Genomic DNA, 13,109 nt, shown 5'->3' on the forward strand with positions numbered 1-13,109 from the left:
TGTTCGTAAACAGATATTAAAAAAGGGAGCTTAGGCTCCCTTTTTATTTGTCTATATTTTCTTATTCGTAACACGCTTACACCTCTACTTTATCCTGATCATCGACAATATTTATAAATCAATGCTTGATAAATCTATCTAACATCACTATTTTATAAATCAATGACCTACCGTTGTTACATTCCCAGTGCCAATCTATTTTAATCATTGCTTATCCTTCTCTTTAATGTTTAAGCAATAAACAAAGCCAGTTATACTCCTTATCAATAAATACTAAAAAACCAATAACCTCAACCAAAGGTTAGATCTGTATAACGTCGAATAAATATAACAACAAAGAGGGAAACTGTGTCCAGTCCTACGCAAACGAATAAAATCATGGAGGTCATACGACAAGATATTTTACTTGGCAAATTGACTCCCGGACAAAAACTTGTTGTTGCCGATTTGAAAGAACATTATCAAGTTGGTGCGTCCCCTATTCGTGAAGCTTTAGTCCAATTATCGTGGAAAAAATATGTTAAATTTGCACCACAAAAAGGTTGCTGGGTAGCGCCAGTTTCAGTGGAAGAACTAACAGACCTTTTTAATGCTCACCACTTAATTTCACACGAATTATTAAAAAAAGCCATTTTACAAGGCGATGAAGCTTGGGAACTCAATATTCTTACTAGCTACCATAAATTAAGCCGCCTTAATCCAACCTCTGATAACGCTGACCTCTCTGAATGGGAACAGCGCCATGGCGATTTTCATATTGCTATTTTATCAGGCAGTAATTCACCCGTATTACTGGATCTTTACCTTGATATCTACGAACAACTTAAACGCTATCGTCATATTTGGTTAAGTCAATCTCGTGATAGTGAAAATCGCTATCATGATAGCGGTGAACATGAAGCGTTAATGAAAGCAGTATTGGATCGTGATATTGAGCTGGCACAAAAAATAATGAATGAGCACTCAAAAAATGCGGTCAGTTCTGTGAGCCCTTATCTCTAGTTTTACCCACATAATTCAATAATAAACCCATGCCACATTTATTATGTCATGGGTTTTTTGTCTCATATCTCATGTTATACTTTTAAAGCGCGTTCACCACGAGCAAGACCAACCACACCACTGCGTGCTACTTCAATAATATCAGTCGCCTCACCTACCGCAGCTAAAAACGCATCTAATTTTTCACCCGTTCCTGTCACTTGAATGGTATAAATCTGACTGGTGACATCGACAATTAAGCCTCTAAAAATATCAGCGGTACGTTTCACTTCTGCTCGCGCAAAACCACTGGCTTTTACTTTTACTAACATCAACTCCCGTTCAATATGATCAGAGGCTGTCACGTTACTGACTTTTAAAATATCAATTAATTTATGCAGTTGCTTTTCAATTTGCTCATACGCAGCTTCATCTTCAACATGAGTGGTAATATTTAACCGAGACAAAGTAGGATCATCTGTTGGTGCTACCGTTAATGATTCAATGTTATAGCCTCGCTGAGAAAATAATCCCACCACCCGTGAAAGTGCCCCTGGCTGGTTTTCAAGTAATACTGAAATAATTCTACGCATTAAGTTCGCTCCGTTTTACTTAACCACATATCACTCATGGCACCACCACGGATCAACATCGGATAAACATGCTCTGTTTCATCAATACTAATATCAATAAAAACCAATTTATCTTTCAATGCCAATGCTTGTTCTAATTGCTGATCAAGTAACTTAGGATCAGAAATACGAACCCCTACATGCCCATAAGCTTCAGCGATCGCGGCAAAATCAGGCACAGAATCCATATAAGACTGAGAATGGCGACCTTGATAAATCATATCTTGCCATTGCTTTACCATGCCTAGAAAACGATTATTAAGGTTAATTATTTTCACCGGAATATCGTATTGCAATGCCGTCGACAGTTCTTGAATATTCATTTGAATACTGCCATCTCCTGTCACACACACAACCTCTGCATTCGGTAATGCAAATTTAACCCCCATTGCCGCAGGTAAGCCAAATCCCATGGTGCCAAGACCACCAGAATTTATCCAACGTCGAGGTTTATCAAATGGATAATACAAAGCAGCAAACATCTGATGCTGGCCCACATCTGAGGTGACATACGCATCACCATCAGTAAGGCGATATAACGATTCAATCACTTGTTGCGGCTTGATGCGGTCGGTAGTGGTGTCATAACGTAGACATTGACGTTGACGCCACGTTGATATTTGTTGCCACCACGGTTGCAAAATGTCTTTACTATCACAACTATCTTGCTCATTAATCAATTTAAGCATACTGGTAAGTACAGTATCTGCTGAGCCGACAATTGGAATATCCACGGCGACGGTTTTTGATATCGATGACGGATCAATATCGATGTGCATGATGGTCGCATTAGGGCAATATTTCTCAAGATTATTAGTAGTACGATCATCAAATCTAACCCCGATCCCAAAAATAAGATCGGCATTATGCATTGCCATATTAGCTTCATAGGTACCATGCATACCTAACATACCCAAACATTGCTCATGCGTCCCAGGAAAAGCACCCAGCCCCATTAAAGTATTAACCACAGGAAGATGTAAGCTTTCCGCTAACGCCATTAATTGTTTACTACAATCAGACATAACCGCCCCACCACCGACATAGAGTACAGGTTGTTTGGCGCATAATAAGGCTTTTACACCCCGTTTTATTTGACCTTTATGGCCTTGCGTCGTGGGATTATAAGAACGTAATGCTATCGACTCAGGATACTGATATGGGTAGGTTTCTGCTGGGTTAAGCATATCTTTAGGAATATCAACTACAACAGGTCCAGGGCGGCCACTAGCGGCGATATAAAACGCTTTTTTAATAATGGTAGGGATATCTTCAGGTTTAGTTACCAGAAAGCTATGCTTTACGACCGGGCGTGAAATACCAACCATATCGCATTCTTGAAAGGCATCATTACCAATCAAGTTACTCATTACTTGGCCTGACAATACAACAAGTGGAATCGAGTCCATATAAGCGGTAGCAATACCAGTGATCGCATTGGTTGCTCCAGGGCCGGATGTGACAAGAACAACACCAACATCCCCTGTTGCTCTAGCATAACCATCAGCCATGTGCACCGCCGCTTGTTCATGACGAACTAACACATGTTCAATATCACTTTTCTCATGCAATGCATCATAAATATCAAGTACTGAACCTCCGGGATAACCGAAGATATGCTTAACGCCTTGATCGATCATCGAACGAACGATCATCTCTGCGCCAGACAACATTTCCATATTTTGTCTCCAGATCAATGAAACATAGTTAGGGCTTATTTTTAGCCTAATAAAAAACATGACAAATCATGCTGTGTTGATCACAGTTGCAATAATAAACGTGAATAACCGCAACAACCTTAACGCTTTTGCATCATTCATTACTAGAGCAAAATAGGAATTTATCTTTTTTATCTAACGTGATGGGTATTACCGATTCTTTATATAACCATTTATTAACAGATCACTACCAACTACTAGTATTAGACTAGGGATCAGCACATATCACTATGTAATAGACATAAAAAAGAAGCCTTAAAGGCTTCTTTCTTAAATCTAAGCAAAAAACATCTTAGTCGTCTTTTTGTTGGGCCTTTTTATGGCTTTCTTCGTACATATGTTCAATTTCTTTGTGATAACGATCTTGAATCACTTTACGACGTAGTTTTTGCGTTGGTGTTAATTCACCTTTATCCATTGAAAATGATTTAGGCAATAACGTGAATTTTTTCACTTGTTCGAAACGTGCCAAGTCTTTCTGCAACTCAATTACGCGATTTTCAATTAACTCAACAATTTGACTATGTTTAATCAATTCCATACGGTCTTTATATTTAATATTAAGCTCGCGCGCATGTTCTTCTAGTGTTTCAAAACACGGTACAATTAATGCTGATACGAATTTACGGGTGTCAGCTATAACGGCAATTTGTTCAATCAGATGATCTTTACCAATCGCACCTTCAATCACTTGAGGGGCAATATATTTACCACCAGACGTTTTCATTAGCTCTTTAATGCGATCAGTAATAAACAAATTACCTTGCTCATCAATATAACCTGCATCACCAGTTTTGAGAAAACCATCATCAGTAAAATTATTCGCCGTCTCTTCTGGCATATTGTAATAGCCGCGCATCACCATCGGACCACGTACTAGAATTTCATTATCTTTACCAATTTTAACTTCAGCACCAGGCATTGGCATACCAATAGAATCAGGGTTGTAACAACGATCATCCCAGCAAGATACTGTTGCCGTTGTTTCTGTCATGCCATAACCTAACTTAACGTTAACGCCTATAGCATGGAAAAAACGTCCAATCCCTTCATCTAATTTAGCACCACCACATGGCATACACTTAATATTACCACCCAGTACCGCACGTAATTTAGACAGCACCATTTTATCGGCAAGGTTATAACTTTTTTGTAATAACCATGATGGTTCTCGGCATTGTTGACGAGCCAGCGACATTCTTGCGCCTATATTCACAGCCCAAGTAAAAATCATCTTTCGATGAAATGGCGCTCGAGCGACTTTCTCATGCACACCAGAGTATATTTTCTCATACACACGTGGCACTGCTGACATATAATTAGGCTTCACCGTCACTAACGCTTCTTTAAGCTTATTAGTATCAGACAAATAGCAGTTAATTACACCACGGTGCAAGACATAGAATGTCCAAGCACGTTCAAATACGTGTGATAGTGGTAAGAAACACAGTGAAGTATCTCCTTCATCTAATGCTAATCGCTCATCGTGAGCAATAATTTGTGAAGCAACATTAGAATAATCAAGCATCACCCCTTTAGGCGTACCTGTCGTACCAGAGGTATAAATCAGCGTTAATAAATCATCCATCGCTAAATCACCAATACGAGTATCAAGCTCTACTTGGTGTTCTAAACTAGCAGTCTTTAAAAAGTCGACATAATGACAAACCAAAGGATGTTGGGGTAATTCAACATCATCAGTTAGCGCAACTATACGCTCTAAATTCGGACACTGATCAGCAATAGAAACAGCAATGTTTAATTGTGCTTGCTCACCCACAAACAGCACTTTGACATTAGCATCGTTAATAACATATACCGACTGCTGAGGTGTATTGGTTGGATAAATAGGCACCGTAACACAGCGATTATATAGCGAAGCAAAGTCAGCAATAGTCCAACGTGGCATATTATTAGCAAAAATACCCACTTTATCTTGTACAGCTAAACCTTGATTTAATAACGCTAACGCCAACTGTTGAATTTTTTCACCAAAATTATTCCAGCTAATATCTTGCCACTCGTCATCAACTTGATGACGTAAAGCAGGACTGTCGCCTAAGCGCGCAATTTGCTGACGAATACGGTGAACAATATGGAAATCATGTTGTGCCATAAGTACTCTATTTTTTTAGCTTACACTTGTAAGCTGATTTGAGATATGCAGTCTACAATTCAGCCTTTAAAAAGCCAACTATAATGCGTATTAAATTATAGCTTCTGACGATCTAGATCACTCTATACCTGCTTACTTATTGTCTTCAATAACTTTTTAAATAAACACTAAAAGTGTAAGAATCTATAAATAACATGGTTTCATTACAGAAAAAGAACATAAATAATCTACGTAGTAAGATGAAGATTAAAGATCACCAACACTACCTTGATTTATAACACTAATTTTAAAATAACGTGCAGTGTTGTATTAACTCTATCTTCTAAAAGAAGATCACGAATACCTGAAGAGGTATTCGTAACATCTACATTCATCATAAAATGGATCGGTACGACATAACTCTCACGCTAAATTTTTAGTCTCCCTTCCTTAATCTTTACTTAAAGTATAAAAAAAATACAATTTTTGGTTGACCTATAGCCCGTCTATTTGATATTTATTTGTTAACAACATTTATTGGAATCTTTAATGAAATGAAAACACCTTTCTATCTCCTCTTAGCTTTACTCCTCATCGTGACGTAATCACGCGGGTTGCTATCGAGTGGGAAACACCACTAAAGATTTCAAAACCCGCGCAAGCAAGCGCGGGTTTTTTCATATTTTGACCAGCGCAAGTGAATGCGGAACGTAGCCTTATACAGGCCCACATATAAAAGTAAAAGGATGTCACGATGAACAATCAGGTCATTATTTTTGATACTACTTTACGTGACGGTGAACAGGCTTTATCAGCCAGCCTAACCGTCAAAGAAAAATTACAAATTGCTTATGCTCTTGAACGCTTAGGTGTCGATGTTATCGAAGCGGGTTTTCCGGTGTCATCCCCCGGTGACTTTGAATCAGTACAAACCATCGCAACCCACATCAAACAAAGTCGAATATGTGCCTTAGCGCGCGCAGTTGAAAAAGACATTGATGTTGCCGCTGAATCATTAAAGGCAGCTGAAGCATTTCGTATCCATACTTTTATTTCAACCTCTACCGTCCACGTACAAGATAAACTACGCCGCAGCTATGATGACGTAATACAAATGGGGATCGCCGCGGTTAAGCGGGCGCGTAAATACACTGATGATGTTGAGTTCTCATGTGAAGATGCAGGACGAACTCCGATTGATAACCTCTGCAAAATGGTGGAAGCCGCGATTAAAGCGGGCGCAAATACGATTAATATTCCCGATACTGTTGGCTATACCCTGCCAAGTGAATTTGGTGGCATTATCACCCAACTTTTTAATCGCGTACCGAATATCGATAAAGCCATCATCTCCGTGCATTGTCATGATGATCTCGGCATGTCAGTCGCCAATTCAATGGCTGCCATTCAAGCAGGCGCCCGCCAAGTCGAAGGGACGATTAACGGCTTAGGTGAACGTGCTGGTAATTGCGCCCTTGAAGAAATAGCAATGATAATTAAAACCCGTCAATCACTATTGGGGGTCCACACTAATATCAAATATGACGAAATCCACCGCACCAGCAAAATGGTTAGTCAGTTATGTAACATGCCGATTCAAGCCAATAAAGCCATTGTAGGCAGTAACGCTTTTAGCCACTCGTCAGGCATTCACCAAGACGGCATGCTAAAAAATAAAAATACCTACGAGATCATGACCCCAACGTCAATTGGCCTTAAAAATCAGGCATTAAATCTGACCAGTCGTTCTGGTCGCGCTGCGGTGAAAAGTCATATGGACACCCTCGGCTACACTGAGCATGAATATGACCTTGATAAACTGTATACGGATTTCCTTAGCCTTGCCGATCGTAAAGGCCAAGTGTTTGATTATGATCTTGAAGCCTTAATGCATTTTTCTAATCTGCGTGATGAAGATGACTTTTTCAAAATAAACTATTTAAGCGTCCAATCTGGCAGCGTAATGGCAACCACCAGCATTAAGCTTCAATGTGGTGATAAAGAAAAATGTGAAGCCGCTGTCGGTAATGGTCCGGTAGATGCCTTGTATCAATGCATCTACCGCCTAACTGGGTATGAGATTATATTAGACAAGTTTGATCTTACCGCCAAAGGGGAAGGTGAAGATGGTTTAGGCCAAGCGGATATCATTGCTCATTACAAAGGCCGTAAATACCACGGCACGGGTCTTGCGACAGATATTGTTGAAGCGTCGGGTCAGGCTCTGATCCACGTTATCAATAGTATTTATCGAGCCGATCAAATAGCAACGATAAAACAACAACATAACCACTAACGTTATTCATTGACGAATTTAATTTTATTTTTAGTACATTATGGAGAGCACCCACCATGGCAGGTTCATATAATATAGCAGTACTACCCGGTGACGGTATTGGCCCCGAAGTGATGCAACAAGCGCACAAAGTCTTGGCCGCCGTCCAACAGCAATTTGATATAACCCTTGAGTGTCATCAGTTCGATGTTGGTGGTATTGCGATTGATAATCATGGTTGTCCCTTACCGTCCATCACCCTAAAAGGCTGTGAAGCCGCTGATGCGGTATTATTTGGCTCTGTCGGTGGCCATAAATGGGAACACCTCGCCCCGAATGATCAACCTGAGCGTGGCGCACTCTTACCGCTGCGTAAGCACTTTGAATTGTTTTGTAACTTACGTCCGGCACAAATCCACCGTGGTCTAGAACACTTTTCCCCTCTACGAGCTGATATTTCTGAGCGAGGGTTTGATATTACCGTTGTACGTGAACTCACTGGCGGTATTTACTTTGGCGAGCCCAAAGGTCGTGAAGGCGAAGGCGCACAAGAAAAAGCCTTTGATACTGAAATTTATCACCGCTATGAAATTAAGCGCATTGCTAAAATAGCCTTTGAATCTGCGCGTTTACGCCGTAAGAAAGTCTGCTCCATCGATAAAGCCAATGTACTACAAAGCTCTATATTATGGCGTCAAGTGGTCGAAGAAGTAGCCGCGGATTATCCTGATGTTAGCTTGAGCCACATGTACATTGATAACGCCACCATGCAACTTATCAAAGATCCATCGCAGTTTGATGTAATGCTATGTTCCAATATCTTCGGCGACATTATTTCCGATGAATGCGCCATGATCACCGGTTCAATGGGCATGTTGCCATCTGCAAGTTTAAACCAACAAAAATTTGGTCTCTATGAACCAGCCGGCGGTTCAGCGCCTGATATCGCAGGTAAAAATAGTGCTAACCCCATTGCCCAAATTCTATCAGCAGCCTTGATGTTACGGTATAGCCTTGGTGAAGAAGATGCGGCTCGTGCAATAGAAAAAGCGGTAGCGCAAGCACTAGAAGCGGGGCAACTAACGGCAGATTTGGCGGGTAATAACATCGCCCTGACCACCAGCGAAATGGGTGACAAAATCGCCGCCTATATTCAACATGCATAAGGAACAGCATAATGTCGAATAACACTCCGTCAACGGCAACATCAGCCAAGACGCTTTATCAAAAAGTCTATGATGCCCATGTGGTAGTAGCAGCGGCTGGCGAAAACCCAATCTTATATATTGATCGTCATTTAGTGCATGAAGTGACCTCACCACAGGCATTTGATGGGCTGCGCGAACAAGGTCGTCAAGTTCGCCAAGTAAATAAAACCTTTGCCACCATGGATCATAACGTTTCCACTCAAACCAAAGATATCAACGCATCAGGTGAAATGGCGCGAATTCAGATGGAAACACTGGCAAAAAATTGTGCTGACTTTGGGGTTACCCTTTACGATCTGAATCATAAATATCAAGGTATTGTCCATGTTATGGGGCCAGAACTCGGCATTACCTTGCCCGGAATGACCATTGTTTGTGGGGACTCACATACCGCGACACACGGCGCTTTTGGGGCACTCGCATTTGGTATCGGCACCTCTGAAGTTGAACATGTGTTAGCGACCCAAACTCTTAAACAATCTCGCGCTAAAACCATGAAAATTGAAGTCAAAGGAAAAGTAGCAGCGGGCATTACCGCAAAAGACATCGTGCTAGCGATTATCGGTAAAACTACCGCTGCTGGAGGCACTGGCTATGTGGTGGAATTCTGTGGTGAAGCGATCACGGATCTGACGATGGAAGGTCGTATGACGGTGTGTAATATGGCGATTGAATTGGGTGCTAAAGCAGGCTTAATTGCTCCAGACCAAACCACTTTTGATTATATTAAAGGCCGTAAATTTTCGCCTCAAGGTGCCGATTTAGATGCAGCCATCACTTATTGGCAAACCCTCGCCAGTGATAATAACGCAGAATTTGATGCTATCGTCACTTTAGATGCCACCACAATAAAACCGCAAGTCACGTGGGGCACCAACCCCGGTCAAGTGATTGCCGTTGATGAGCCGATCCCAGCCCCTGAAAGTTTCAGTGATTTAGTAGAGCAAAAATCGGCTATAAAAGCCTTGGCTTACATGGGACTAGAACCTCATAAATCATTATCTGATTATGCTATCGATAAAGTTTTTATCGGTTCTTGTACCAACTCTCGCATCGAAGATATACGTGCAGCCGCCGCGATTGCCAAAGGCCGCAAGGTCGCAGCTAACGTCCAAGCCTTAGTCGTACCTGGTTCTGAGCAAGTCAAAGCTCAAGCAGAACAAGAAGGCCTTGATAAGATCTTTATTGAGGCAGGTTTTGAATGGCGACTACCGGGATGCTCTATGTGTCTTGCAATGAATAATGATCGCTTAGGCCCCCAAGAGCGATGCGCATCCACCAGTAACCGTAACTTTGAAGGTCGTCAGGGCCGAGATGGTCGTACCCACTTAGTCAGCCCAGCAATGGCTGCGGCGGCGGCATGTGCAGGACACTTTGTCGATATTCGTCAACTTGAGCCGCTATCGGCATAATAAGGACATAACTATGACAGGCTTTACTCAGCATACAGGATTGGTAGTACCGTTAAATACCGCCAATATTGATACCGATGCCATTATTCCAAAACAGTTTCTTCAAAAAGTAACCCGTACTGGATTTGGACAACATTTATTTCATGACTGGCGCTTTTTAGATGATGGCGGCCAACAACCTAATCCCGATTTTATAATGAATGCCCCTCGCTACCAAGGTGCAACCATTTTACTGGCACGAGAAAACTTCGGCTGTGGATCATCACGTGAACATGCTCCGTGGGCCCTTGCTGATTACGGCATTAAAGTGATGATCGCCCCCAGTTTTGCTGATATTTTTTATGGCAATTCGATCAATAACCAAATGATCCCTGTTCGTCTTACCGATCAACAGGTTAATGAATTATTTGAATTTGTAGAAACAACCGTCGCCGCTGAGATCACCGTTGATCTAAAAGCAATGACAGTAAATGCCAATAACAAACAATATCCATTTGAAATTGACGAATTTCGTCGTCATTGCTTGTTAAACGGATTAGACAACATCGGCTTAACCCTACAACACCAAACCAAAATTGCTGAGTATGAGGCGAATATTCCCACTTATCTTGCTTAGGTCATCTGTTCAATAAAAAACGCCTGTGAGTAAACAGGCGTTGATTTATGACCTCACTCTTTACACTGCAATAAACCCAGCACCATAACGGTCTTGATCATTCTCTTATCTTTATAAACAGGTTATTTATGCGCATAATGTTGAGCTTGTTACTCATTTTCTGGTCACTGAATATTTTCGCAGCACCAAAGGCCAATCTACTGCCTTATTGGCAAGATCAAGTTACCACCAATCAACAGGATATTGATCATCAGCAATGGCAACAGTTATTAAATAAATATCTGGTTGTAGAACCACACCAAACCCTATTTCGTTACAGCGCAGTGACTCCTGCTGATAAACAAAAATTACATACTTACATCTATCAACTGAGCCAGCTTGATCCTCGCCAATATAATCGTAATGTTCAATTTGCTTATTGGGTTAATCTTTATAATGCCCTTACCGTCCAATTGATCCTTGATAATTATCCACTCACCTCAATTACTAAACTCGGTGGTTTTTTCAGTTTTGGTCCATGGGATCAACCCATTGTTACTATCATGAAGAAAACCCTAAGTTTAAATGACATAGAACATCGTATATTACGTCCGATCTGGCGCGATCCTCGTATTCATTATGCGGTCAATTGCGCCAGCTTAGGGTGCCCTGACTTACTACCTCAAGTCTTTGACAGCCATCAGCTTGAGCAGCAACTGAATACTGCCGCCAGCCGTTTTATTAATAGTAATAAAGGGGTACATACCAACTCAAAGCAAACGACCTTATCATCAATTTATGACTGGTATAGCGTTGATTTTGGTAATAGACAGGCTTTATTGCAGCATATAAATCATTATCGACTGCATAAAAAAATCAATGGCAATAACATCAAATTTGATTACAACTGGTTGTTAAATCAGAAGCTATAACTTAACGCTAGTTACGGGTACAATACTCGCGTTCTCATTGGGGAGCCATTAGGCTGAGATTGTTGTTATTATCTTGATTGATATAGCAGAACCCATTGAACCTGAACCAGGTAATGCTGGCGTAGGAATTGAGAAACGCACTGGTATTTCACCACTGCCAATCTGCTATTACAGCATGATACTAAAACCTCTCAAGCCTGTGCCGCTCTCTCTCTTTATTTTGTTTGCAGGATGCTGACATCAGGAGCGCATAGTGAAAATCCGTTATACACTTTTACCGTTAATATCAATGTCGTTACTCTCAAGTAACGTTTTTGCCGCCGATAACACCCTTAATGTTTATACCTACAGCTCGTTTTCATCAGAGTGGGGACCGGGGCCGATCATCAAAAAAGCCTTTGAAGCCCAATGTGACGGTTGCAAGGTTAACTTTGTTTCGTTAGAAGATGGCGTTTCTATTTTAAATAGAGTCCGTTTAGAAGGTAACAGCAGTAAAGCTGATATTCTGTTAGGGCTTGATAACAACCTCATGACCGAAGCCAAAAAAACGGGGTTATTAGCCAAGCAACATGTTGATCTTAGTAAACTTACCCTTCCAAAAGGCTGGCACGACGATACCTTTATTCCTTATGATTACGGCTACTTTGCGTTTGTTTATGACAGCACCAAATTACCCCACCCACCCACCAGTTTAAAAGCGCTAGTTAACGATCAAAACATCAGTGTGATCTACCAAGATCCGCGCACATCAACCCCCGGTCAAGGGCTGATGTTATGGATAAAATCAGTGTACGGTGATAAAGCGACTGCCGCATGGCAACAACTTGCTAAACACACAGTAACGGTAACAAAGGGCTGGTCAGAAGCTTACAGCATGTTCCTTGATGGTGAAGCCGATATGGTGTTGTCATACACCACCTCACCGGCTTATCACATTATGGAAGAGCACAAAAACCAGTATAAAGCGGCTAACTTTAAAGAAGGCCATTACATGCAAGTTGAAGTCGCAGCCAAAATGAAAAACAGCCCGCATCCTAAACTGGCTGATCAGTTTATGCAGTTCATTGTCAGTGATGGTTTTCAATCTCAAATTGCGACCCACAACTGGATGTACCCTGTCACCAAACAACCACTGCCCGCCGCATTTAATCAATTAACGATGCCAGATAAAGCATTAGAATTTAGTGCTGATGAAGTGGCTCACAAGCGTAAAGCATGGATTCGAGAATGGCAGCAAGCGCTGACCCAATAATGGCATACC

At 41.3% G+C, this 13,109-nt stretch carries 10 protein-coding genes and 1 riboswitch; of the genes, 7 read left to right on the forward strand and 3 right to left on the reverse strand.

Annotated elements, in window-relative coordinates:
• The first annotated feature begins 378 nt into the window (after window positions 1-378).
• The gene (locus GLP24_RS13020) at window positions 379-1,002 is read left to right on the forward strand and encodes an FCD domain-containing protein (protein ID WP_101769221.1); all 624 of its coding nucleotides are present in this window, start codon (window positions 379-381) and stop codon (window positions 1,000-1,002) included.
• A gap of 74 nt (window positions 1,003-1,076) precedes the next feature.
• Here the strand turns inward: GLP24_RS13020 and ilvN are convergent, their stop codons facing one another.
• The 3 genes from ilvN to GLP24_RS13035 form a co-directional block, all read right to left on the reverse strand.
• The gene (gene ilvN / locus GLP24_RS13025; protein WP_101769220.1) at window positions 1,077-1,574 is read right to left on the reverse strand and encodes an acetolactate synthase small subunit; all 498 of its coding nucleotides are present in this window, start codon (window positions 1,572-1,574) and stop codon (window positions 1,077-1,079) included.
• Complete coding sequence (locus tag GLP24_RS13030; RefSeq protein ID WP_232616127.1) at window positions 1,574-3,292, reverse strand: acetolactate synthase 3 large subunit; 1,719 nt, start codon at window positions 3,290-3,292, stop codon at window positions 1,574-1,576. The genes ilvN and GLP24_RS13030 overlap by 1 nt, the downstream gene beginning before the upstream one ends.
• 331 nt (window positions 3,293-3,623) lie before the next feature.
• Complete coding sequence (locus tag GLP24_RS13035; protein WP_232616128.1) at window positions 3,624-5,447, reverse strand: AMP-dependent synthetase/ligase; 1,824 nt, start codon at window positions 5,445-5,447, stop codon at window positions 3,624-3,626.
• A gap of 733 nt (window positions 5,448-6,180) precedes the next feature.
• On the opposite strand from GLP24_RS13035, the gene leuA reads away from it, so the two are divergent.
• From leuA to thiB, 6 genes are all read left to right on the forward strand, one after another.
• Entirely contained in the window at window positions 6,181-7,722 is a 1,542-nt protein-coding gene (leuA, locus tag GLP24_RS13040; RefSeq protein WP_232616129.1) for a 2-isopropylmalate synthase, read from the forward strand.
• A 56-nt stretch (window positions 7,723-7,778) separates the two neighbouring features.
• On the forward strand, window positions 7,779-8,867 hold the full coding sequence (gene leuB / locus GLP24_RS13045; protein ID WP_232616130.1) for a 3-isopropylmalate dehydrogenase: 1,089 nt from the start codon (window positions 7,779-7,781) through the stop codon (window positions 8,865-8,867).
• An 11-nt stretch (window positions 8,868-8,878) separates the two neighbouring features.
• A complete protein-coding gene (leuC, locus tag GLP24_RS13050) occupies window positions 8,879-10,321 on the forward strand; it encodes a 3-isopropylmalate dehydratase large subunit (RefSeq protein WP_232616131.1) in 1,443 nt (480 codons plus the stop codon).
• A 13-nt stretch (window positions 10,322-10,334) separates the two neighbouring features.
• Window positions 10,335-10,937, forward strand: a complete 603-nt coding sequence (gene leuD, locus GLP24_RS13055; protein WP_045036352.1) for a 3-isopropylmalate dehydratase small subunit — start codon at window positions 10,335-10,337, stop codon at window positions 10,935-10,937.
• A 128-nt stretch (window positions 10,938-11,065) separates the two neighbouring features.
• Window positions 11,066-11,848 carry a DUF547 domain-containing protein gene (locus tag GLP24_RS13060; protein WP_232616132.1) on the forward strand — a complete coding sequence of 261 codons (783 nt, stop codon included), beginning with the start codon at window positions 11,066-11,068 and terminating at the stop codon, window positions 11,846-11,848.
• A gap of 28 nt (window positions 11,849-11,876) precedes the next feature.
• Window positions 11,877-11,993, forward strand: a riboswitch (TPP riboswitch).
• Window positions 11,994-12,137: 144 nt separating this feature from the next.
• A complete protein-coding gene (thiB, locus tag GLP24_RS13065; RefSeq protein WP_232616139.1) occupies window positions 12,138-13,100 on the forward strand; it encodes a thiamine ABC transporter substrate binding subunit in 963 nt (320 codons plus the stop codon).
• Window positions 13,101-13,109: the final 9 nt, after the last annotated feature.

The organism is Photobacterium carnosum, assembly GCF_021236965.1.
GTDB classification, from domain to species: Bacteria; Pseudomonadota; Gammaproteobacteria; order Enterobacterales; family Vibrionaceae; genus Photobacterium; species Photobacterium carnosum.